This window comes from Tardiphaga sp. OK246 (assembly GCF_900188215.1).
GTDB classification, from domain to species: domain Bacteria; phylum Pseudomonadota; class Alphaproteobacteria; order Rhizobiales; family Xanthobacteraceae; genus Tardiphaga; species Tardiphaga robiniae.
Genome location: NZ_FZOX01000006.1, coordinates 69,448 through 91,303, shown reverse-complemented (window position 1 = coordinate 91,303; position 21,856 = coordinate 69,448). Strand labels below are relative to the sequence as shown.

The following is a 21,856-nucleotide window of genomic DNA, read 5'->3' as shown; positions in this document are numbered from 1 at the left end:
CTGGTCCATGGAAACTGGCACAATTCCGCCACCGTCCGTTGCAGAGCGTTTCTCGCATATCTACGAGAAAATTGCGCTGGTCAAAGAAGCTATCGCTGGTCGCACGTCGGCAGACCTCGCCAAGGACATGAGGACTTGCGTGGCCATGGAGCGATTTTTCGAGATTATCGGAATTGCTTCGGATCACATCCCGAATGAGATAAAGAAGCGCGAAGCTGAAGTAGACTGGACAGCGGTTGCCGAGATGAGTGATCGTCTCGGCAACGTCGCAATCAGAGTTGAGCCAGACACTCTTCTACATTGGGCTCACGATTTGATGCCTCCTCTCGAACGGTGCGCCGCGCGGCTCAGGTCTCCAGAATGAAACTTGCTTATATCCGTAATACTTCTCGTCTCGCAGGCTTGGCCTGTGCCTTCCTAATCACTTCCATAGCGATCTCCCTCGCCGCCGAGCCGACACCCGACATCCAGCTCAAGGGCAAATACACCGAGGTCGCCGTCTTCTTTGATGCCGCGATCAAGTCCGATGCGCCGCTGCTGAAATATCTCACATCCGCCAGCAATGGCTGGGCTGCGAAGACGCTCAAGGAGCTGGCCGAGCAGCGCAAGGAGATGAACGATCTCCCTGCCGACATCCGCAACCGGCCATGGGAATCGGAGCGTAGCTATACGCAGAGTTCACTCGTCTCCGGCCGCTATGCCAGCATCATCCGCGCGGACTACAACTACACCGGCGGCGCGCATCCCAATCGTGCCAACGACACGCTGCTGTGGGACAGGCAGGCCGGCAAGATGATCAGCGTCCGCCCTTTTTTCACCGAGCTCGCCGATAGCGGGCCGGCGATGACGGCGATCCGCGATGCAGTCGTCGCCGATCTCAAAGTCGAGAAGAAAAAACGCGACAACGACAATCCCGACATGAGCCTCGTCGATGCGCTGGAGCCAAAGCTGCTCAAGATCGGACCGGTATCGCTGGCGCCGTCGACATCGGCCGGCAAGAGCTCCGGCCTCAGCTTCCATTACGGCCCCTATGCGGTCGGCTCCTATGCCGAAGGCGATTACGACGCCTTCGTGCCGTGGGAGAAACTCAAGCCCTATCTGTCCGCCGAGGGCAGCGCGATCTTCGCCGGCGAGCGGCCGAAGGACGACGACAAGGGGCCGCAGTGACCAAAGCCCCCATCGACATCGACGCGCTCGCCAAAGACCTCCGCGCCGGCAGCCGCGCCGCGCTGGCGCGGGCGATCACGCTGGTGGAAAGCCGCCGCGCCGATCATCAGGCCGCCGCGCGCGAACTCGTGCAGGCACTGCTGCCCGCCACAGGCAAAGCGTTTCGCGTTGGGATCACCGGCTCGCCCGGCGTCGGCAAGTCGACCACCATCGATGTGCTCGGCATGTATCTGATCGAGCGCGGCCACAAGGTCGCGGTGCTGGCCGTCGATCCCTCCTCGGCGCGCACCGGCGGCTCGATCCTCGGCGACAAGACGCGGATGAACGATCTGTCTGCCCATCCTAACGCCTTCATTCGTCCCTCGCCGTCCTCCGGCACGCTCGGCGGCGTCGCAGCGAAAACGCGCGAGGCGATGTTACTTTGTGAGGCGGCAGGTTTCGACGTGGTGCTGGTGGAGACCGTCGGCATCGGCCAGTCGGAAACCGCGGTCTGCGACATGACCGATTTCTTTCTTGCGCTGATGTTGCCCGGCGGCGGCGACGAGTTGCAGGGCATCAAGAAAGGCCTGATCGAACTCGCCGACATGATCGCCATCAACAAGGCTGACGGCGACAACCTCAAACGCGCCAATATCACCGCTGGGGATTATCGCGGCGCGCTGCATATCCTGGCGCCGCGCTCGGAGCACTGGCATCCGCCAGTCGTGACCTATTCGGCGCTGACCAAGACGGGTATCGCCGAACTCTGGGACAAGGTCATCGCGCATCGCACCGCCATGAATACCTCCGGCGATTTCGCCGCCCGCCGCCGCGAGCAGCAGGTGAAGTGGATGTGGACCATGCTGGAGGATCGGTTGAAGGCACGGCTGCGCAGCGATCCCGGCATTCGCAGCAAGGTCAAACAGGTCGAACGCGACGTCGCCGACGGCACGATGACGCCTGCCGTCGCGGCGGAGCAGATAGTGGAGTTGCTGAAGTAAGAGTCGATTTATGCTGGCACTACACCCCGCTCTGCGCAGGATTCATTCTTGCTAACGTGGCAGCAGAACGAAACCCTCATCGCGCGGATCAGGTCCGGAGTTGCAAGGTACGAATGTCGCTGGCTGCGAGGTATCAATCCAATGCATGCACTGCTTTCTGAAGTCGGCTAGCACGCTGACCGGCTGGCCCCTTTTGATCGTATTGGTTTCGAGCGATGAGACGCGCGCATCGAGCGTTTTCTCTTCAACGAGCCGTAGCCGCTTCTCCACCTCTGCCAACCGCGACTCCGCAGCATTTGCTCGCCCTTCAAGGGCTTTAATCGCAGCGATCATGCACTTGGTTCGTTCTTCGAATTCTCCTTTGCACTCACCTACAGACTTGGTCCAATCGATACTCGCTTGACTGAACGCAGCTGAGTTCGAAAACAAAAGGACGGCAAAAAGGCCGAAAATCAACCTGGACATAAAATCCCCCAAAAAAACAATCAATGGTAGAAATCCTCTGCAGCTCTCACTTTCAGGTCAAGGGCATAATCGTTCATTGCTTCGTGAGCGGTATATCCGTGCCGCTGCAACCGCATTCGCACGCTTCCGAACGAAGAGGAGAGAACAAGGTCATGTGGGTAGAGGCATGAATCGATGAGCAGCGCCCCGCGCATCCTTATCACCGGCTTCGGCCCCTTCCCCGGCGCGCCGGTGAACCCGACGCAGGCGCTGGTGCGAAAACTCGCAACGCTGCGCCGTCCCGCTTTCGCCGACGCCATCCGCATCGCGCATATTTTCGACGTCACCTACGCCACCGTCGACCGCGAATTGCCCGAGCTGATCGCGCGCCATCGCCCGGATGCGCTGCTGATGTTCGGCCTCGCCGCGCGCACGCCCTATATCCGGATCGAGACGCGCGCACGCAACGCGGTGTCGATGCTGTGGCCGGATGCCGGCCACACGACGGTACGCCGCGCCAGCATCGTACCTGGCGCCGGCGCGCAGATGTTCGGCCCGCACACGGCGCGTCTGTTCCGGGCCGCCCTCGCTGGCGGCGCCGACGTGCGCCCCTCACGCGATGCCGGCCGCTATCTCTGCAATTACCTGTCCTGGCGCGGCATCGAGGCGACGCGCGCGCACAGCGGCCCTCGCCTCGCCGCCTTCGTCCATGTGCCGCTGCTGGCGCAAGACACGGCCTCGCGTCGCATGACTTCCGACGAGCTCACCGATACCGGTGAAGCTATCCTGCTGGAGATGATCCGCCTGACCCGGGTCAAGCTGTGTGATCCGGCCCGGAATTCCGGGGTTGGGACCGTCGAAACGACACTCCCGGCTATTTTCTGAACACTAATTCATAAATTGGAGAAATTCCGCCGGTTTCCGCGACGCAGCCATGCCGAAAGTCAACTTGTGCATCGCAGCATGAAGACCCTAATGGCGAGAAGCTCTCAAGGACAGTTTTGTGACCGACATCAACGCCGACGCGCCTCTGGCGGTGTCATCGACCCATAGCCCAATGAAATTTGGCGAATTCGTCGTCGTGATCGCTTCGATCATGGCGCTGAATCCGCTTGCCATGGACATCATGCTGCCGGCGCTGCCGCATATCGGTGCGGCCTTCAACGTCCCTGATGCCAACCACCTTCAGACCGTCCTCTCGGTCTTCCTGCTCGGCTTCGGCGTGGCCCAATTCGCCATCGGCCCGCTGTCGGATCGCTACGGCCGGCGCCCCATCCTGCTTGGTGGAATGGCCGTCTATTGCGGTGCGAGCGTGCTCGCGCTGTTCGCACCGTCGTTCGAAGTCCTGCTGCTCGCCCGCCTGCTGCAGGGCGTCGGCACCGCGGCGACGCGCGTGATCGCGGTGTCGATCGTCCGGGACTGCTATGCCGGCCGCCGCATGGCCAGCGTCATGTCACTGGCCATCATGGTTTTCATTTCCGTGCCGGTCATCGCCCCGTCTTTCGGCCAGGCCCTGATGGTTCTCACGGAATGGCGCGGCATCTTTGTCGTGCTGATGCTATACGGTCTGCTGACGCTGGCCTGGAGTGCCTGGCGAATGCCGGAGACGCTGCCGGTCGCCAAACGCCGCTCGCTCGCCATTCGTGATGTGCTCTATGCCTATCGGCAAACCGTCAGCCATCGGCAGACGCTCGGTTACGGCCTCGCTGCCGGCATCCTGCAGGGCGCACTGTTCGCTTTCGTGTTTACGTCGCAGCAGGTGTTCACCGAGATTTTCCATCTCGGGCCATATTTCCCGCTTGCCTTTGCTTCCATCGCTTTCGGCGTCGCTGCGGCCAGCTTCTTCAACTCGCGCGTCGTCCATCGCCTTGGCATGCGCGCACTCTCCCACGGCGCCCTGCTCGGTTTCGTCACTGCTGGCGCGGCGATGTTATTGGCCGTGGCGATGGGCTTCATGCCGCTATGGTTGTTCATCGCGCTGTCGATGCTGATGATGTTTGCCTTCGGCCTGATGTTCTCGAATTTCACCGCGCTGGCGATGGAGCCGCAGGGCCACATCGCCGGCACGGCCTCCTCGCTCTACGGGACGCTGACCACGCTGCTGGGTATCGCCATCGGCACGGTTATCGGCCAGCACTATGACGGCACTCTGCTGCCGTTCGCGACCGGCCTTTTTCTTTGCACCCTCACTGCATTCGCGGTGATCCTCGTGGTGGAAAAGGGCCGCCTGTTCAAGTCTCACAAGATGGTGAGCTGAACCCTCTCGCGACGCAGCCGAATGGCCGTCGCGCAATTTTGAAATGTCTGGGAATACGTCGGGCGAACCCGGCGCCGCCATGAACGTTATCAATTTTTACCGGAGCAATCCGATGCCCTATGCACTGTTCTGTGACGACGCGAAACTGAGTAAAGCCTATCCGACCGAAGCCGACGTGTGGAAACTTGCCGCCGAGAGCGGCCTTGTCACCGATGTCGAAGCCAAGAATTCGAAGCCGACACCGCGCCGCGTGCTCGACAACGACTACGAGATCCGTCCCTGCCAGGCGGAGCCCGGCGAATGCCCGGAAAAGAACGAACGCGACGCCCAGGCCGAGAAGGATTTCCAGCTCGCGCTGACGGGACGATAGCGCGCGGGGCCCTCGGGCGCCCCAGCGAAGCGACGTTCGACATTAAGCGCCTGCGCGCTCCGCCGTTGGCATTCTCCCCACCACACGTCGTCATTCCGGGGCGCGCGTCGCCGGCGAAGCCGGCAGAGCGAGAACCCGGAATCTCGAAGTGTTGCTGAACAGGTCGGGATTCCCCGCCACTCCAATTGGAGTGGCTGAGGTTCGCCTGCGCGAAGGCGCGCAGCCGCCCCGGAATGACAGCTTGGGGCGATACGACGCGGGAACATTTTTTCCTATTCTCTCTTGACAATATCCCTGTAAGGTTTATATTCCCTTCCGTCCTGCCCCACTGAGAGGGGCGATCGCGATCGTCACGTTCGCGGGGTGGGATGCGGTGGACGCCGGAGATGCGGCGTCACGCGGTTCATGGGGAACGTCTGTCTTCGGGCAGGACGGATCTGCGCCAGCACTGCCACTGGCAAGGACACGGCCGACCTTGGGATGGACAGACCCTGGACAGTGTGACGGACGACCAAATCGAAACGCGTTCGGCCAAGTGCTTTGCGGCTACCCTGTCCCTCCGCCCTGGGACATTAATTTTGGTGATGGGACCGTTCGCCATGGCAGATGTGCAAGCAACCGAAAAAACACCGCATGCGGAACGTCGGGCACTTGCTCGGCGCCTCCGAAAGTCCTGATGCACTCTCAATTGCGGAAGACCGCATTCGCATCAGGCCCACGGGTGCAACGGGCACCTGGCGTTCCGCACGCCCTCTCACAAGGGGGCGGGAATGCAAGGGACGACGGCGCCCCCGCGCCGCAAACAATGGGGGTGATGACGCATGTCTGATGGGCAGTGGCTGTTTGACAGTTGAATCTGCGATGGAGGCGCCGCACCCACAGGTGTCATCCCCGGGCTTGACCCGGGGATCCAGCTTGGCCCGCACACTGTCGCACAAGACAAGGTGGATGGCCGGGTCAAGCCCGGCCATGACGTGGGGAGAAGTCTGGGATTATTGCGAAGCTCGCTTCGCGCCATCCGGCCATGACGACCGGGAGTGATGCACCCGCTCTTACCGTTCCATATGTCAGAGCATCATTAACCCTACCCTGCACATTCATCGCGGCCACTCTCGCCTGGCAACGTCACACGCATCATCTTGCGTTACGTCATCAGCGGACATCCACCGGGATCTTGAACCATGGACCTGCATCGCCGCCATCTGCTGACTGCGTCCGGCGCGGGTCTCGCCGCCGGCGCATTCGCCGCATCGAGTGACGCGGCACGCGCCGCCACGCTCACCTCGACGCTCGGACGCGACGCCACGCAATATGGTGTGCGTGCCAATAGCCAGGACGACCAGACCCGCGCATTGCAACGCGCCATCGACGAGGCGGCACGCGCGCAGGCACCGCTCGCATTGCCGCCCGGCAACTATCGCACCGGCATGCTCAGGCTCGCGCGCGGCTCGCAGATCATCGGTGTGCGCGGCGCAACGACCCTCACCTTCAGCGGCGGCGCGTCACTGCTGTCAGGAGAAGGCGCGGACTATGTCAGCCTCAGCGGCCTCACGCTGGACGGCAACTTCGCCAAACTGCCGCCGCGGCGCGGGCTGCTGCACATGGTGCAGGCGCGCGAACTCCGCATCGGCGATTGCACCGTCACCAATAGCGGCGGCGCCGGCATCTGGCTGGACAACGCGGCGGGCGCGATCACCGGCAATACACTCAGCAACATCGCCACCACGGCGATCGTCTCGTTCGATGCGCAGGGCTTGATCGTCGCGCAAAACATCATTTCCGGCACCGGCAGCAACGGCATCGAGATCCTGCGCACCGCCATCGGCGATGACGGCACGCAAGTGATCGACAATCGCATCGAGGACATCAAGGCCGGCCCCGGCGGCTCCGGTCAGTATGGCAACGCCATCAACGCCTATCGCGCCGGCAATGTCATCGTCTCCGGCAATCGCATCCGCAATTGCGATTACTCGGCGGTGCGCGGCAACTCCGCATCGAACATCCACATCACCGGCAACAGCGTGTCGAGCGTGCGCGAAGTCGCGCTCTATTCGGAATTCGCCTTCGAGGCCGCGGTGATCGCCAACAACACCGTCGATGGTGCGGCGCTCGGTGTCTCGGTCTGCAATTTCAACGAGGGCGGCCGTATCGCCGTCGTACAAGGCAACATCATCCGCAACCTGCTCCCGAAGCGGCCGATCGGTACGGCGCCCGACGACGATGCCGGCATCGGCATCTATATCGAGGCGGACGCCAGCGTCAGCGGCAATGTCGTCGAGAACGCGCCGTCCTTTGGCATGATCGCGGGCTGGGGCAAGTATCTGCGCGATGTCGCCATCACCGGCAACGTCGTGCGCAACAGCTTTATCGGCATTGGTGTATCGGTCGCACCGGGCGCCGGCACCGCGCTTGTCAGCAACAACATGATTTCAGGCGCGCCGCGCGGCGCTGTCGTCGGCCTCGATCATGCAAAGCCGGTGACCCCTGACCTCACCGCCGATGGCGCACAGCGCTATCAGCAGGTTGCGCTGTCCGGGAACACGGTGCGCTAAAGCGCTGTCCGCAGCATCGGATAGCGCGCGCTCATCACCAGAGGATCAAGCGCCTTCTGCCAATCCAGATCTGCCGGCGTCACCGCCGCTTGGCGTGGCGGAGCCTGCCGCAACAAGGTTTCGATCGGGATCAGGACGGGCGAAGCCGCTTCAGCCACCGGCTCGATGTCGGGCTGCAAGGGCGCAACCGCTGCAATGGCAGGAGCCGCGACGGCAGCAGGCCGTGGTGGTTCAGGGGCGCGCGGCGCCCGGTAGATCACCCCTTCCGAAGACAGCACGCGCCTCACGGCGGCGGTCTCGCCCTCGACCATCAGCCGCCAGCGTTCAACCGCTTCCTTGGCTTCCTGAATGTTGTCGAGAAACTCGGCTTCACTGTGAAAACGGCGCCACCGCCCGCTCTCGAACAGTTCTGTCAGGTAATCCAGCCGGCTCTCGGCAAGAGCGCACCAGCGCTGGGCCAGTGGCCGACCGATGCCGGCATGCGGGTAAGGAAAATTCAGGTGAGATGACATGGAAATGTCCGCAAGAGAAAAAACGGACGCAAAGCAACAAACGAATCACTCACCAATACTTGGAGAGTTTCTGTGGAAAAGTTTTCGGGGTCCAGCGCAATGTGGTCAAACTTGGACAATTGCGTTGGAAACACGTGAGAAAGCCCCGTCAAACTTGAGGTATTGCAGTCAAGCCTTGCTTGAGCCTTGCTCGATGCCGGGCCATGCACCGGCAATCTATGACCTGAAGGTTAAAATTTTTGGTTAACAAAAACGAAAGACCCGTCCGGGGGGACAACCGGACGGGTCAAGCTATACCGGCGCGAATGTTTGGGCGCATGCGCCGGATATGGCCTCGTTGGGGAGGGAATGCCGCTCCCACATCCATATGTCCGGCAGACCCGGCCAAACGTTCAACGATCAGGAGATTATTTTTGGACGTCTGACGCCATCGACGGCGACGATGCCTCGACCGCACGCGTCGTCGGCGCCGGCGCGGTGACGACAACAGGCGTGACAGGCGCAGGCGCTGTCGCCACGGGTTGCTGAGCGCCCTGCACTGCCGATACCGCACTATAGGCATCCGCCGCGCCGGCACCGAACAGGTCGTCACGGCCGGGCGCACCAAGATCACGCGCGGTTGTCATCAGGATGCTGCGGATTTCGTTCGGCCGCAGTTGCGGATTGCGCTCGATCATCAATGCGGCGAGCCCGCTGATATAGGCGGCCGAGAACGAGGTGCCGGACGTCATCTGATATTTGTTGTCCGGCGCGGGCAGGAAAATATCGACGCCCGGTGCAGCCACGGCGATATGGCTGCCACGGTTCGACGCAGTGAACAGCCTGTCATAGGCATCTGTGGCACTGACTGCGATAACGCTGGGGCTTGCGGCGGGATAAAGCGGCGGCGATTTCGGGCCGGCATTGCCTGATGCCGCGACCATCACGATGCCCTTGCTGGCTGACGCCGCAATACCGCGCTCGATCAGTGGATCCTGCGGGCCGGCAAAGCTCATATTGATGACCTGGGCGCCATTCATGGCCGCGTGGTTGATACCCTTGAGGATCACGAAAGACGAACTCTCGGCACCGCCCTGCGACACACCAAAAGCGCGAATGGCCAAGATGCGCGCGCGCGGCGCGCTGCCCATCAGCCGCGCATGCGATACGATCGCGCCCGCAATGCCAGTCCCGTGCACATGCGCACTTTCCTTACTGCCAAGCGCATCGAACGAACCCACGATGGCATCAGCGAGTTCGGGATGCGCGACGTCGATGCCGGAGTCGATCACAGCAACTGTGACATTGGCACCGGCGGACAGCTTGTGCGCCTCGGGCAGACGAAGCTTCGCCAGCGCATATTGCGCAGGATCGCCCTCGCCCAGTGCCGGCGTTGTCACCTGGTCCTGCAGCACATAGCGGAAATTGGGTTGCACAGCGCGCACGTCAGCCTCGGCGCGCATCTGGGACTCGACAGTTTCGACCGAACGATTGTCGGTGATCCGGAACAGGTTGATCGTCGCGCCGATCAGCGGAAAATCCTGCGACGACAGACGCTCCAGGCGCAGACGGCGCGCCAGCGCATCTGTCTGGTCGGGCGTCAGCGCGCTGTCGAGTTCGGCGACGATCTGCCGTGGGACATAACGCGTGTTCAAAGCCGTCTGTGGGCCATTGCTGCGCGGTCCACCACCGGCATTCTGGCTGCGCGGCGTCGGGCCGCCGCCCAGATCTGCAACGAATGGCTTCTCGTTGCACTCGCCGGATGCCGCGCGATTGGCATAGGCGCAGCTCGGATAGGTGTTGGGCGAATAACGCACATAGGGAATGGTTGGCAGCACGCCCACGATCTTCGGCGGCGGTGTACGCCCTGGCCGCGAGGATATGGGCGGTGTCCGGCTGGCTGTCGTCCCGATCGCCGCACCGCGCGGACCGACGCTGGTGATACCGACGCGACCAGCAATGGGTCCACGGCTCGCGATATTCGGGCCACGACCGGCGATGCGGCCCGCGCCGGCAGCGATGTTCGGATTGATGCGCGGCGTTGTGCTGGGAGCGATCGTGGGAATGCGCGATCCGATATTGAGGCTCGGCGAGCGCATCATGCTCTGCGCGCCAGCGACCGAAAGGCTGAACGGCCATGCGACGGCGAGCGAAAGCACAGCGGCCGTGCATTTCATTATCGGTCCGGAGGCACCACGATCATGTCTCATGGAACAGGCCTCGCACGCACAATGCGGATCGGATCAACCGACGGCGCCTATTGCGCCTGAACCGCCATGCTGACGATCTTCTCGTTCTCCAACCGGCGGATCAGCCCAGCGATCTGGTCCTTGGTCATCACCCGATTGCCGAACTGCAGCCGGAACAGCCCGTCCTTGCCGCTATCGACAATCGTACCCTGATAGCCGTCGAGCAGCGCTGTGATGTCAGACACCCGCGCAGTCGGCGCAAAACGGACGAACAGGCGCGTCGGAGCTTCTACCGAGGCCGGTGCCGGCGCGAGCGACCGGGTGACAGTGGTCGGTGCACTTGCTGGCGAGGGTGCGGCTTCATAGGACGCGGTCTGGAATGAGTGTGTATCGCGCTGCATCAGCACGGTGCCGATGACACCTGCCTGCAGCATGATCGCAAGCGCGCCAACAGCGGCCGAAGCCGCCAGCGTCCGCGGCGAAAGCGATGCGAAAAATCCGGAAATCCGCGCCGACAGACCGACCGATGTCGATCCGCTGCGCACCGGCTCGGCGTCAATCGCAGCAAACAGCTTCTGCATCGCCCGTGAGGACGGCGCACCGAGGCTCTCATTGAGGCCAATAGTCTCCGCATATTCTTCCTGGATCACGGCATATTGCTTCGCCAGTTCCGGATCCTTGGCCAGTGCATCATCGACGCGGCGCGCATCACGCGCGTTGAGCGTGCCCGCGGCGTGCCAAGGCAGCAATGCCTCGATCTCGCCTGGCTCCTGGGTCGGCACTTTGTTGCTCATCGCCATCATGGCCAGCCTCGTTCAATGCCGGCTGCCTTGAGCAGATCGGCTAATTTCTTGCGCGCATAAAACAGGCGCGTCTTGACGGTGTTCTCGGGAATTCCGACGATCTCGGCCACCTCTTCCACGGACTTCTCGTGGTAGTAGACGAGATCGACGATTTCCCGATGCTCGGGCGAAAGGGATGTCAGGCACTTCCGCAACGCGTCACTGGTATCCTTTTTTTGAACCGACACTTCGGGATTATCGGACGTATCCTCGATCGCGTTGGCCGTCTCGTCGTCCAGTTCGGCGTCCTTGCGCTTGCGCAGCGCGGACAGCGCCTTGAACCTCGTAATCGCCAGGAGCCAGGTCGAGACCGCGGAACGACCTTCGAATTTGCCTGCCTGCCGCCACACATCCAGGAACACTTCGCTGATAAGATCCTCAGCAATCTGTTCGTTCCGCACCAGCCGAAGGCCGAAGCGAAACACCCGGACGTGGTGCCTGCCATAAAGCACCTGCATGGCAAGACGGTCGCCTTGCGCAATCCGGGCGATCAGAATCTCATCCGATGCCGCCTGTGTTGCACTCACTGCCCGTCTCGCAAGGTTGGTCTGAATGAGGATGTAAGAGGTTCGATTGACAAGATAAAATCTTCTCGAATGGGCAGGAATATACCGGTCGCGGCTGCTTTTAACCGCGCCGAACGGGCTTTTACCGCCCTTTTCTTGGGCGGAACGGGTAACAGGTAGCATAATGCTGGGGCATTTCCGACCCGAACGCCAGCGATTCACACGGCAACCTTACCAAGTCGTGGCTTCCGGAACAGCCTTGAGACGGAGGAACCTGCATTTTGCAGCCATATCCCGAAACCCTCGTCAATGAATACCGTAACTTGCCCTGGCGGCTTGTCCGCCACATCAAGTGAACTCGCCCGGGCCCGTCATCGGCCCGGGCATTTTTACTTAAACAACAAAGCTATTCTTGAAACCTTCTGGCAGTCCCGCTGCACGCGATCTGTCGACAGATGTCGCCGAGAGCAGCTAATGAGTAGCCGGCTACCAGATTTGACTCACGGCAATAGATACCAAACCTAAAGGCTTTGAGCACTAGAGTTCCATCAGCAAAACCCATCGATGGGCTCAATGACCGCAGCCGCTTCATCAGTCTTGAATCCAGTCAACGGCGACTTCGAAGCCGTCGATGGAGAGTTGCGGTCTGATATGCTGGCACGTCGCCTGAAGCGGCGGCGCCAAATGCTCGCATTGGCGGCTGCCAGTCATGCCGTCAACGTCGTGCTGCTTTTCGTCTTCCTTGCAGCAGGCACTATCGATGGCACGATCGTCGCGGCCTATGCCGGCTGCGCTTTTACCTCTGTCCTGATCTTCCTCGCGATCTCCGAGAGCGGCCTGACGGATGACTGGCGCGATCACTTCTTCGCAGCGCCCTACACGGCTGTCACTTACGCACTTCTGCTCGCCTTCGTTTACACAGCGCCCAATGTCGCCGTCGTGTTTCTCTGCGCATTGTTTCTTGTGGCCAATGTCATCGCCTTGCGTACCTCGCCACGTGAAGGTGTCGGCGCCTGGACCGTCATGACCGGCGGCCTCGCGCTGCTGTATTTCTTCGTCGATCTGCCCTTGACGCTCCCCTCCAGCAACTCGATCGAACGCTTCGGCACCTTGCTGACATTCTCGATGACCATCGCCCGCAGTATGTTCATTGGCATTTTCTCCAGCTCGCTACGCGACGCACTGTTTCGGCGCCGCGTTGAACTCGAGGCCGCCTACAAGCGCATCGAAGAGCTCGCAGAACTCGATGAACTGACGGGATCGTTCAATCGCCGCTGCATCATGCGGCTGCTTGACGATGAAATCATCCGCGCACAGCGCAGCAACACACCCTGCACCGCCGCGCTGATCGATCTCGACTGGTTCAAGCGGATTAACGACAATTTCGGACACCCAACCGGCGACGAAGTGCTGCGGACCTTCGCCATCACCATTTTCGCCAATATCCGCAGCATCGACAAATTCGGCCGCTATGGCGGCGAGGAATTCCTGCTGGTGCTGCCGGACACGCCGCATGACAAGGCCGTGCAAATGCTCGACCGTTTGCGGGGGATTGTCGAAGCCCTGGATTGGAGCGCATTTTCCGACGGCTTGACCGTGACGATTTCGGGCGGCGTTGCGACATTGGGTCCGAACGACACGCCAGACACCTTACTCGCACGCGCCGACAGCGCACTCTACGCCGCCAAGGAGCGCGGACGGAATCGAATTGCAAGCGCCTGAACGAATTTCACGAACCCTGGCCGCACCATATTAGCGGCAGGACACGATTAGAATTACGGGATTTGATTTATGTCTTCGAAGTCACCGTTATCGGCAAATTTACTCGACGAACTTGACGCCGCACTGGCCCACGGAACGGTCGCACGGCGCGTGGAAACGCTGCGCCGTGTCACGGATCTGTTCGTCAACAATGCCGTGGACTACTCCGACGCGCAGATCGCAGTGTTCGACGACATTTTCGATTGCCTGCTGACGCATATGGAAGCGTCCGCAAGGGCCCTTCTGGCCGAGCGATTGGCACCCGTCTCTGTCGCACCGCCCCGGGTCGTCCGGACTCTCGCATTCGATGATTTGATCGAGGTCGCCGCCCCCGTGCTCTCTCAATCGGAGCAGCTCGACGACCATGCCCTGATCGAGAATGCACGCACCAAAAGCCAGGACCATCTGCTCGCGATTTCGACGCGCAGGGTCCTGAGCGGCGCCCTGACGGATGTTCTTGTCGAACGCGGCAACGAAGCCGTCGTCACCAGCACCGTCAACAACCGCGGCGCCGAGATTTCAGAACGCGGTTACAATACCCTGCTCTCCCGTGCCGAGGGCAACGATACGATTGCGACATGTGTTGGCCTGCGTCCCTCCATTCCGCGCCACCACTATCTGAAGCTCGTCGCCAAGGCGTCGGCCTCGGTCCGGGCGAAGCTGGAAGCTGTCCACGTCCACCACACCGCCGACATATCTCTGGTGGTTCAGCAGGTCGCCCGGCGGGCTCGCTCCGCACCAGGCAGCATCAGTCAGCAGACCGTCATCGCCCATGGTCTCGTGCGCTCCCTGTTTGAAGACGGTCGGCTGGATGAAAACGAAGTGGCGAAATTCGCCGAAGCCGGCAAGTTCGACGAGGCTAACGCCGCACTCGCGTGCCTGGCCAACGTGCCAATCTCCGTCGCGGAAACCATGATGGTCGAATCCCGCAGCGAGGGCATTTTCATTCTGTGCAAGGTCGCGAATTTTTCATGGAAGACCGTCAAGACCATCATCAACATGCGCGAGCAACTCGCTGGAACGCAAATGTCTGACAGCGCGACCGATCGCGAGACCTATGAACGTCTGCGCATCTCCGCGGCACAACAGGTCCTACGCTTCCACCGTATGCAGCAGGCGACGTCCGACCTACCTGCCGCCTGACGTTTGTCAGTCGACATGTTTCCACGCGAATGGCCGCAGTCTGGCCATTGAGACCGAGCGCCGCAACGCCAATTGCGCTGAGCAGCCATTCCGTCAGCAGGCATCGACTTGCCGGTGAAGGCGCTGATAGTGATGCCTCGATCACGGCGAATAACGCCGGAACGGGTTGGCATCAAGCAGGGCGGGATTCATGCGCGTCTTGATTACAGGCGCCGGTGGCTTCATCGGCAGAACACTCACTTCTGCGCTGCTTCAAGCAGGCGCGCTCACCAATACTGCAGGCACAAGCGAAACAATCGAGGAGCTCCTCCTTCTCGACACACATCTGCCGCCAGCATCCGACCGACGTGTGAGGCACTTGCAAGCCGACATCGACGCACCCGATACGCTGAAGAAAATCGCTGCATGGAAACCTCATAGCGTGTTTCATCTCGCCGCTGTGCTGACCAGCGCCGCAGAACAGGACCCGGCGCGCGCGCTGGCGGTGAATGTTTCGGCGCTGGCGGAATTGATCGACGCGATCGCCGCGAAGGATGCTCCGCCCCGCCTGATCTTTCCAAGTTCGATCGCGGTCTTCGGCGGCCTATTGCCTGATCATGTCGATGACGATCATTTGCAACGTCCACAAACCTCCTATGGCACGCACAAGGCCATCGCCGAATTGATGCTGGCGGACGCCACGCGTCACGGAATGGTCGATGCACGCGCCCTGCGCCTGCCAATCGTATTGGTGCACCCCGGCCCGCCAACACAGTCGGTATCCGACCGGATCGCGGGCATCGTTCGCGATGGCGTCGCCGGAAAGCCGTCGATTTGCCCATTGCGCGCGGACACCAAAGTGCCGATCGTTTCGGTGGAGACCGTTGCGCAGAATTTGATCACGCTTCACAATGCCGATCCAGCCAAGATGCGCGGCAAACGCGCGCTCAATCAGCCTGCTTTGACGATCAGTATGGACGACATCATTGAATCGATTGCACGTGTCACCAACACCACGCCGAACGTGACCTATGCCCTCGATCTCGATCTCAAGAAGATCGTCGATAGCTGGCCGAAAGGTTTCATCTCCACCCGCGCGCCATCCCTCGGCGTCGTCGCTGACAAGAGTTTCGAGGACATCGTGAGCCAGTATCGCCAGCGTCTTGCCGAAAAATCTGCTGCATGACCGAACCTGCAGTCGACATCTGCATCATTGGCGCCGGCTCATCCGGCATTGCCGTCGCCAAGGCCTTGCACGACAAGGGGCTCAGTTTCGACATCTACGAGAAGGGCTCAAATATTGGCGGGATGTGGCGCTACGGCAATGACAATGGCCTGTCTTGCGCCTATCGCAGCCTGCACATCGACACCAGCCGCAACAATCTCGGCTATTTCGATTTTCCGATTCCAGCCGACAAGCCCGACTTCCTGTCTCACCAGCAATTCGGCCGTCGATATCGCCGTCGATCTCTGCAAACGTGCCAGCAGCGTCGTGCTGTCCACGCGAACCGGCGCCTATATCATGCCGAAATACATGATGGGCATCCCGATCGATCGCTGGTCGGCCTTCTTCGCGCGCAAACTGAAATTCCCGACACTGCTGACGCGCATGATCATGGCACGGCTGATCTATCTCGCCGTCGGCGATCAGACCCGCTTCGGCGTGCCAAAGCCGAAACATCCCATGTGGCGCGAACATGCGACGTTGAGCCAGGAGTTGCTGCCTTACATCGGCCATGGCTGGATCAGCATCAAGCCGAACGTCACCTCGCTGGAGGGGGACGCCATCGCCTTCGCCGATGGCACGCTGGAGAGCTTCGACGCAGTGATCTACGCGACCGGTTACAAGAGCAGCTTCCCGTTCCTCGCGCCCGAGATCTTCTCGGTGCCGGAAGACGGTGGCATGGTTGATCTCTATCGGCGCATCACGCCGCCAAACCGACCAGGCCTGTTCTTTGCCGGATTAGTGCAGCCCATCGGACCGACCATTCCGCTGGTCGAAATCCAGGCCCGGTGGATCGCAGCCGTGCTGACAGGCAAAGTTGCCCTGCCCAGCCCTGGCGACATGGCGCTGGAGGTCCGCGACTTCCACCAGAGGAAGATCAGCACCTGGCTCAATTCAGCGCGCTACACGCTGGAAGTCGATTTCAAGGATTATGCGCGCGATCTGAACGGCGACATCGCGAAGGCGGCGAGCGGACGACCGGCGGCCATGGCATCGGCCTGACCGGATTCATTTTCGCGGAACACGTGGCTCACGCGCAGCTCAATAGCGCAGTACTTTCGAACCGATGGCTGCACCCAGCGCCGCCACGACGAGGGCTGCGAGCGTATACCAAGTCGCGACAAACAGCGGCGAGTCATCCGCGCAATGCGCGGCATAAAACGTCGCCCCTAGCCCGGCTGACATCAATCCCGCGAGCGCACCGGCAATGGCGGGGCGTGACGGCGCACCGTGGCGCAGCGCGATCATCGCGCCGCCGAGAATCGGCAGCGACAGCAACGTGATCGCCGCCGAACACAGCGACGAGTTTCTGCCGATAATGCGCGCCATCATTGGCGCGCGTTGCGGCATCGTCATTTCGACGATCAATGCGATGATGAGAATGAACGGCGACAACAGCAGCAGCCAGATCCAGCGCCCCAACGACGCCTCGGGCCGGGACAGATGGACACTGATCACAATGGCTGGAATGGCGAGCGCCAAGGTCACCAGAAACTTCGTATCGAAGAACGGATTGCGCATCGCCGACATGAAGTCCGGGCGAATGCCAAGCGTCACCAGCAACATCGCCGCCACCACCGGCAGCGTGACCAACAAGGCCATCGCGAGCTGCGTGCTCACGGGACGCGGCCTCTGATCATTGTCGGCGGCGAGCGTTTGAATCAGGCGATCGGTATCCATGGTCAATCCTTTCGCAGCTTGGCTGCGAGGCTCGCGAGCCCACGATGCAACGCCACGCGCACGGCGCCTTCGGTCATCGACAATTTCGACGCCGTGGTCTTGATGGATGCGCTTTCCACCGCGATCGATCGCAACACGTCGCGCTGCCGCGGCGGAAGATCGGCGAGATGATTGGATATCTCGACGGTGGGCAATGTTTCGGCGGGCGCTTCGCTCGGAATCGTCTCGGCAAAATCGTCGATGTTGACGAAGATCCGACGCCCGCGCCGGCGCAGCGCATCGATCAATTTGTTGCGAGCGATCGCAAACAGCCACGGCGCGAATGGCGCGTTCGCGTCCCAGGTCTGCCGCTTCAAATGCACCGCCAGCAAAATGTCCTGCACAATATCCTCGGCCTGATCGGGCGGCTGGCCAGCCCGTGACAGGCCCTGCCGCGCTCCGGCACGCAGCACGGGCGTAACCGACTTCAGCAGGCGATGATAAGCAACGCTATCCCCTGCATTGGCCGACCGCATCAGATCGGTCCATTCGTCGTCACGTCCGCGCACGCGCGCTCCTAAAGCCAATTCGGCGGATAGTTCAATTTGTTACGTCAGCCGAGAGAAAAATCACGGAACCGTGAAGCCCCCACCTGCGCCCCAACCCCGAACCGAAGATTTCAAAGACATCCGGCTCATAACATCGAACCGTCAGAGTGACATCCGTCGCCTTGATTTCAAAGGCAGATTTTTGCCGACATCTGTGGAGACGATGGCTGCGGCGGTGTTCATGCCCCGTTTTTGCCGGACTCGTCCGAAGATTCCCTTTTTTTGCCCCGGTGTGAACACCTGCGCAGTTTCCCTTGCGGCCATTGGGGGCCGGTATTTTGGGGAGATTTCCATGAACATCAGAGCCAGCGGGCGTGCGGCATTGGTCATCGCAGCCGGATTGTGGATCTGCACATCGGCACCGCTTTACGCGACCGAAAACGACGCCCCGGCATCCGAGCCGGCCGCAGCGGTCGGTAGCGCCGCAGACACATCCGCCGAACCGGCGAAGGCCACCAAGCACCGCAGTGCCAGGAAGAGCGAAACGAAATCGCGCAAGTCCGACCGACAGGCAACCAAGGCGTCGAAAAAGCCCGCTGAGGAGGACGCCGCCAAGACGGAAGACGCGAAACCGGGAAGCAGCGATACTGCCATCCCGTCATTGGTCGCCAATGCCAATGCGCAATGGCCCTCTGAGACCGCAGCAACCAACACCTACAACATGTCATCGCAAGCCGGCGGCGCGCTCGGCCAAATCGGCGGCCAGCAGGAACAGCCCGCAACGACGTCGCCGGATTCCGGCGCCAGCAACGCGCAGCTCGTTGCCGCTGACCAGCTCAACGACCTCGATCGTGCCATCAGCAACGACAAGCCGCCGCTGACGCTCGCAAAGGCCACCATCGATACGCCGGCACCGGAAGTCGCCACCGAGAGCAGCACGACCTGGGACAAGACCTCCCTTGTTGGTAAGATCTTCATCGCATTTGGTGGTTTGCTGACCATGGCCTCCGCGGCCCGTATGTTTATGGCTTGAACCCCTTTCCCTGAGCGGGCAAATTGCGCGGGGCCGCCGATCCTGGCGGCTTCGGCAAAAATCCGCGGGATGGAACATGAGCAGCTACGAACACCTCATCGTTGAGCGCAAAGGCGCGGTCGGCATCATCACGCTGAATCGCCCGAAGATGCTCAATGCACTTTCTTTCGGTGTGTTCGGCGAAATCAAGATCGCCATCGATGAGCTGGAAGCCGACACCGCCGTGGGCTGCATCATCGTGACCGGCAGCGAGAAAGCATTTGCCGCCGGGGCAGATATCAAGGAGATGCAGCCAAAGAGCTTCATCGACATGTTCTCCAGCGACTTCACCGCGATCGGCGGCGACCGTGTCGCCACCTGTACCAAACCGACCATTGCTGCAGTCAGCGGCTACGCGCTCGGTGGCGGCTGCGAACTCGCCATGATGTGCGACATCATGATCGCCGCAGACACCGCGAAGTTCGGCCAGCCGGAAATCACTCTTGGCACCATTCCCGGCATCGGTGGCACCCAACGCCTCACCCGCGCCATCGGCAAATCAAAGGCGATGGACCTCTGCCTGACGGGCCGCATGATGGATGCGGCGGAAGCCGAGCGCTCTGGCCTCGTCAGCCGCATTGTCCCAGCCGACAAGCTGATGGAAGAAGCCATCGCTATGGCGGAAAAGATCGCCGCCATGTCGCGCCCGGTGGCAACGATGGCAAAGAACGCCGTCAATCGCGCCTTCGAGACGCCGCTCACCGAAGGCCTCAAGGTTGAACGCGATCTGTTTCACGCGACATTCGCGCTGGAAGACCGTTCAGAAGGCATGGCCGCCTTCATCGAGAAGCGGAAGCCGGTCAACAAGAATCGCTAGGCTGAGCCGCTGCGCGCGAGCGCGGCGGACACCAGCACACGATAGGCGAGTTCGGCCAATGTGGCCGGACGATCGAGCCCGAGCCGCGCCAGCGCCGCTTCATCTGACGCACTCGGTGCGCGTGTTATGCCCTGCCAGAATAGGCCTGCGAGCTGTTGCGGCGACACCGATGCTGCGCTCAGGACCTGCAGCGCAGCGATCAGGCGCTCCTCCACGTCAGTGAAATCGCTGCCAAATGGGAACATGGGCAGAAGACCGGCGTCCCGCGCCGGCTTGAGAGCAGCGGAGATTCGCTCGGGCACGTTGTCGCGATACCCGGCGGGAATGCCATAGCTCCTGGGAAGCTTTCCAGCATCCTTGGCCTGCTTCATCAGCTCCGACTGAAAGCGCGAGTCGGACACCTGAAGCATGGCCGCGATCACGTCGGCGTCCGATTTCCCGCGCAGATCGGCGACACCATACTCCGTCACGATGATATCGCGCAGGTGTCGCGGGATCGTGGTATGACCGTAGCTCCAGCGAATATTGGAGGCTGGCTTCTTGCCGGCACGCGTCGCTTCGAGAGTCAGGATCGAGCGTGCACCCTCCAGAGCAAAAGCCTGTGAGACGAAATTATACTGCCCGCCGACCCCGCTCACGACCTGGCCGTTCTCGAGACCGTCGGAGATCGCAGCGCCCATCAGCGTCGCCATCATCGTGTTGTTGACGAAGCGCGCATCGACGCGCGCACGGCGTTTGGCATCTTCGTCACCGTAGAGTTCGTTGGTGAATGACACCGGCATCATCTGGATTTTCGCCAGACGCTCCGGCGTCATGTCGCGCAGCGCCTGATAGAATGCCTTCGGCCCAAGAAAGAACGCGCCATGCACGATGGTGTCATCCACCTCGCGCTTGAGAATGCCCGCATCAATCAAACCGAGAAATGCTTCGAACAGCATTTCACTGACGCCGTAGAGGCCGCGTTCGAACGTCGCGACTTCTTTCGGAGGCGCGTCGGGGGCAAGACGCTGCATCAGATTGCGAAACGCCGCATTGTCGCGGTGGCGAACGATCAGGCCCTGCGCCAGCGCATCGCCCACTTGCCCAATGCCGATCTGCAGCGTGCCGCCGTCGCGCACCAGGCCGGCAGCGTGCAATCCGATCGCGTATTTGGTGTCGTTGACCGGTTCGGACGGGGGCGCAAACAGCGGAAATTCAGTCTCCGGGCTTTCGAGCACCGCGTGAAACTCATCGCCGGTGAGATCACCCTGCCCCGGCATGAAGGGCAATTCCGAATTGACCTGACCGATTAGCCTGAACGAGACGCGACCTTCATTGCGCGCCCGCATCAGATCAAGCGTGGTGTCCGTATTGCAGCTCAGACTGTAGCGCGCGGCGCCATCGACCACACGCTTCGACACCAATTGCGTGATGACGTTAAGCCCGCGCGTCAGAAGATAGGACGACGCATGGGTGTAGTTCGCCGAAATATAGTGCTGCTGCGCGTCGGCAACCCGCAGCCATTTTCCCGCAAGGAAGAAGAATTCGTTGACCTGAATGTTTGGCGGCAGCTCACCTTTATGCAGCGCGTTTGCATAAGCGAGATCGGGATAGCCCCCGAACAGCCGTTCGATCACCGGATTGATGAAGCGCTTCTCCAGCTCGCTGGATGGTCTCGGCTTCTCCAGTGTCAGGGCAGAGAAGAACGTCAGTCTGACATTGCGATCGGCCAGCGCGCGCTGATAGAGCGCATTGATAATATGGTTGGCCTTGCCAAGCCCGAGCGGCAGCCCGACCACGAGCGTCGTCCCAACGTCGCGAATGATGTCTTCGGCGATGGCGTCGGGATCAGTGAAGATCTTGGGCATAAGCATT

The 21,856-nt window shown here is 61.3% G+C and carries 21 protein-coding genes and 1 pseudogene; 14 read left to right on the top strand and 8 right to left on the bottom strand.

Annotated elements, in window-relative coordinates; genetic code table 11:
- Positions 1-7 precede the first annotated feature (7 nt).
- From CHC01_RS24475 to meaB, 3 genes are read left to right on the top strand one after another with little or no spacing between them, the layout of a single operon-like run.
- Positions 8-364: a HepT-like ribonuclease domain-containing protein gene (locus CHC01_RS24475; protein WP_158596821.1), complete on the top strand. Its 357-nt coding sequence runs from the start codon at positions 8-10 to the stop codon at positions 362-364.
- On the top strand, positions 361-1,167 hold the full coding sequence (locus CHC01_RS24470) for a DUF3298 and DUF4163 domain-containing protein (protein ID WP_089267289.1): 807 nt from the start codon (positions 361-363) through the stop codon (positions 1,165-1,167). Before CHC01_RS24475 ends, CHC01_RS24470 begins: the two co-directional genes overlap by 4 nt.
- Positions 1,164-2,147, top strand: a complete 984-nt coding sequence (meaB, locus tag CHC01_RS24465; protein WP_089266993.1) for a methylmalonyl Co-A mutase-associated GTPase MeaB — start codon at positions 1,164-1,166, stop codon at positions 2,145-2,147. The genes CHC01_RS24470 and meaB overlap by 4 nt, the downstream gene beginning before the upstream one ends.
- Before the next feature lie 51 nt (positions 2,148-2,198).
- Here the strand turns inward: meaB and CHC01_RS24460 are convergent, their stop codons facing one another.
- On the bottom strand, positions 2,199-2,636 hold the full coding sequence (locus CHC01_RS24460) for a hypothetical protein (RefSeq protein WP_089266992.1): 438 nt from the start codon (positions 2,634-2,636) through the stop codon (positions 2,199-2,201).
- Between the two features lie 150 nt (positions 2,637-2,786).
- Here CHC01_RS24460 and CHC01_RS24455 point away from each other — a divergent pair, with 150 nt between their 5' ends.
- The 4 genes from CHC01_RS24455 to CHC01_RS24440 all read left to right on the top strand — a co-directional run bounded on the left by CHC01_RS24455 (position 2,787) and on the right by CHC01_RS24440 (position 7,770).
- The gene (locus CHC01_RS24455; protein WP_089266991.1) at positions 2,787-3,476 is read left to right on the top strand and encodes a pyroglutamyl-peptidase I; all 690 of its coding nucleotides are present in this window, start codon (positions 2,787-2,789) and stop codon (positions 3,474-3,476) included.
- A 118-nt stretch (positions 3,477-3,594) separates the two neighbouring features.
- Positions 3,595-4,848, top strand: coding sequence for a multidrug effflux MFS transporter (locus CHC01_RS24450; protein ID WP_244558507.1), 1,254 nt, complete (start codon positions 3,595-3,597; stop codon positions 4,846-4,848).
- 112 nt (positions 4,849-4,960) lie between these two features.
- A complete protein-coding gene (locus CHC01_RS24445; RefSeq protein ID WP_089267288.1) occupies positions 4,961-5,218 on the top strand; it encodes a hypothetical protein in 258 nt (85 codons plus the stop codon).
- A 1,181-nt stretch (positions 5,219-6,399) separates the two neighbouring features.
- Entirely contained in the window at positions 6,400-7,770 is a 1,371-nt protein-coding gene (locus CHC01_RS24440; RefSeq protein ID WP_089266989.1) for a TIGR03808 family TAT-translocated repetitive protein, read from the top strand.
- On the opposite strand, the gene CHC01_RS24435 is transcribed toward CHC01_RS24440, so the two are convergent.
- The 4 genes from CHC01_RS24435 to CHC01_RS24420 form a co-directional block, all read right to left on the bottom strand.
- Complete coding sequence (locus CHC01_RS24435) at positions 7,767-8,282, bottom strand: TIGR03809 family protein (RefSeq protein ID WP_089266988.1); 516 nt, start codon at positions 8,280-8,282, stop codon at positions 7,767-7,769. The genes CHC01_RS24440 and CHC01_RS24435 overlap by 4 nt on opposite strands.
- 407 nt (positions 8,283-8,689) lie before the next feature.
- Positions 8,690-10,438 carry a S8 family serine peptidase gene (locus CHC01_RS24430; protein WP_244558506.1) on the bottom strand — a complete coding sequence of 583 codons (1,749 nt, stop codon included), beginning with the start codon at positions 10,436-10,438 and terminating at the stop codon, positions 8,690-8,692.
- Positions 10,439-10,518: 80 nt separating this feature from the next.
- A complete protein-coding gene (locus CHC01_RS24425; RefSeq protein WP_089266986.1) occupies positions 10,519-11,253 on the bottom strand; it encodes a hypothetical protein in 735 nt (244 codons plus the stop codon).
- Positions 11,250-11,819, bottom strand: coding sequence for a sigma-70 family RNA polymerase sigma factor (locus CHC01_RS24420; protein ID WP_089266985.1), 570 nt, complete (start codon positions 11,817-11,819; stop codon positions 11,250-11,252). The genes CHC01_RS24425 and CHC01_RS24420 overlap by 4 nt, the downstream gene beginning before the upstream one ends.
- Before the next feature lie 552 nt (positions 11,820-12,371).
- Here CHC01_RS24420 and CHC01_RS24415 point away from each other — a divergent pair.
- The 5 genes and pseudogenes from CHC01_RS24415 to CHC01_RS33525 all read left to right on the top strand — a co-directional run bounded on the left by CHC01_RS24415 (position 12,372) and on the right by CHC01_RS33525 (position 16,908).
- Positions 12,372-13,520 (top strand): GGDEF domain-containing protein, encoded by a 1,149-nt coding sequence (locus CHC01_RS24415; protein ID WP_089266984.1) that lies wholly within the window; start codon positions 12,372-12,374, stop codon positions 13,518-13,520.
- A gap of 69 nt (positions 13,521-13,589) precedes the next feature.
- Positions 13,590-14,702, top strand: a complete 1,113-nt coding sequence (locus tag CHC01_RS24410; RefSeq protein WP_089266983.1) for a DUF2336 domain-containing protein — start codon at positions 13,590-13,592, stop codon at positions 14,700-14,702.
- A gap of 190 nt (positions 14,703-14,892) precedes the next feature.
- On the top strand, positions 14,893-15,867 hold the full coding sequence (locus tag CHC01_RS24405; RefSeq protein ID WP_089266982.1) for an NAD-dependent epimerase/dehydratase family protein: 975 nt from the start codon (positions 14,893-14,895) through the stop codon (positions 15,865-15,867).
- A pseudogene (locus CHC01_RS33530) lies at positions 15,864-16,070 on the top strand (NAD(P)-binding protein); the annotation flags it as partial. The gene CHC01_RS24405 and the pseudogene CHC01_RS33530, both read left to right, overlap by 4 nt.
- Positions 16,006-16,908 (top strand): flavin-binding monooxygenase-like family protein, encoded by a 903-nt coding sequence (locus CHC01_RS33525; RefSeq protein WP_502695681.1) that lies wholly within the window; start codon positions 16,006-16,008, stop codon positions 16,906-16,908. The pseudogene CHC01_RS33530 and the gene CHC01_RS33525, both read left to right, overlap by 65 nt.
- A gap of 39 nt (positions 16,909-16,947) precedes the next feature.
- On the opposite strand, the gene CHC01_RS24395 is transcribed toward CHC01_RS33525, so the two are convergent.
- A complete protein-coding gene (locus CHC01_RS24395; RefSeq protein WP_089266981.1) occupies positions 16,948-17,586 on the bottom strand; it encodes an NrsF family protein in 639 nt (212 codons plus the stop codon).
- A 2-nt stretch (positions 17,587-17,588) separates the two neighbouring features.
- The gene (locus CHC01_RS24390) at positions 17,589-18,134 is read right to left on the bottom strand and encodes a sigma-70 family RNA polymerase sigma factor (protein WP_089266980.1); all 546 of its coding nucleotides are present in this window, start codon (positions 18,132-18,134) and stop codon (positions 17,589-17,591) included.
- Between the two features lie 331 nt (positions 18,135-18,465).
- On the opposite strand from CHC01_RS24390, the gene CHC01_RS24385 reads away from it, so the two are divergent.
- The gene (locus CHC01_RS24385) at positions 18,466-19,146 is read left to right on the top strand and encodes a hypothetical protein (protein WP_089266979.1); all 681 of its coding nucleotides are present in this window, start codon (positions 18,466-18,468) and stop codon (positions 19,144-19,146) included.
- A 76-nt stretch (positions 19,147-19,222) separates the two neighbouring features.
- On the top strand, positions 19,223-20,002 hold the full coding sequence (locus CHC01_RS24380; protein WP_089266978.1) for an enoyl-CoA hydratase: 780 nt from the start codon (positions 19,223-19,225) through the stop codon (positions 20,000-20,002).
- Here CHC01_RS24380 and CHC01_RS24375 read toward each other — a convergent pair.
- Positions 19,999-21,849: an acetyl-CoA hydrolase/transferase C-terminal domain-containing protein gene (locus tag CHC01_RS24375; RefSeq protein ID WP_089267287.1), complete on the bottom strand. Its 1,851-nt coding sequence runs from the start codon at positions 21,847-21,849 to the stop codon at positions 19,999-20,001. The two genes, CHC01_RS24380 and CHC01_RS24375, sit on opposite strands and share 4 nt — an antisense overlap.
- Positions 21,850-21,856: the final 7 nt, after the last annotated feature.

Coding starts and splice junctions, on each gene's coding strand:
- CHC01_RS33525 (WP_502695681.1), top strand. CDS start 16,006: ATGACAATGGCCTGTCTTGCGCCTATCGCAGCCTGCACATCGACACCA.
- CHC01_RS24425 (WP_089266986.1), bottom strand. CDS start 11,253: ATGATGGCGATGAGCAACAAAGTGCCGACCCAGGAGCCAGGCGAGATC.
- CHC01_RS24385 (WP_089266979.1), top strand. CDS start 18,466: ATGAACATCAGAGCCAGCGGGCGTGCGGCATTGGTCATCGCAGCCGGA.
- CHC01_RS24445 (WP_089267288.1), top strand. CDS start 4,961: ATGCCCTATGCACTGTTCTGTGACGACGCGAAACTGAGTAAAGCCTAT.
- CHC01_RS24475 (WP_158596821.1), top strand. CDS start 8: ATGGAAACTGGCACAATTCCGCCACCGTCCGTTGCAGAGCGTTTCTCG.
- CHC01_RS24410 (WP_089266983.1), top strand. CDS start 13,590: ATGTCTTCGAAGTCACCGTTATCGGCAAATTTACTCGACGAACTTGAC.
- CHC01_RS24405 (WP_089266982.1), top strand. CDS start 14,893: ATGCGCGTCTTGATTACAGGCGCCGGTGGCTTCATCGGCAGAACACTC.
- CHC01_RS24470 (WP_089267289.1), top strand. CDS start 361: ATGAAACTTGCTTATATCCGTAATACTTCTCGTCTCGCAGGCTTGGCC.
- CHC01_RS24435 (WP_089266988.1), bottom strand. CDS start 8,282: ATGTCATCTCACCTGAATTTTCCTTACCCGCATGCCGGCATCGGTCGG.
- CHC01_RS24440 (WP_089266989.1), top strand. CDS start 6,400: ATGGACCTGCATCGCCGCCATCTGCTGACTGCGTCCGGCGCGGGTCTC.
- CHC01_RS24430 (WP_244558506.1), bottom strand. CDS start 10,438: ATGAAATGCACGGCCGCTGTGCTTTCGCTCGCCGTCGCATGGCCGTTC.
- CHC01_RS24375 (WP_089267287.1), bottom strand. CDS start 21,849: ATGCCCAAGATCTTCACTGATCCCGACGCCATCGCCGAAGACATCATT.
- CHC01_RS24395 (WP_089266981.1), bottom strand. CDS start 17,586: ATGGATACCGATCGCCTGATTCAAACGCTCGCCGCCGACAATGATCAG.
- CHC01_RS24455 (WP_089266991.1), top strand. CDS start 2,787: ATGAGCAGCGCCCCGCGCATCCTTATCACCGGCTTCGGCCCCTTCCCC.
- CHC01_RS24415 (WP_089266984.1), top strand. CDS start 12,372: ATGACCGCAGCCGCTTCATCAGTCTTGAATCCAGTCAACGGCGACTTC.
- CHC01_RS24380 (WP_089266978.1), top strand. CDS start 19,223: ATGAGCAGCTACGAACACCTCATCGTTGAGCGCAAAGGCGCGGTCGGC.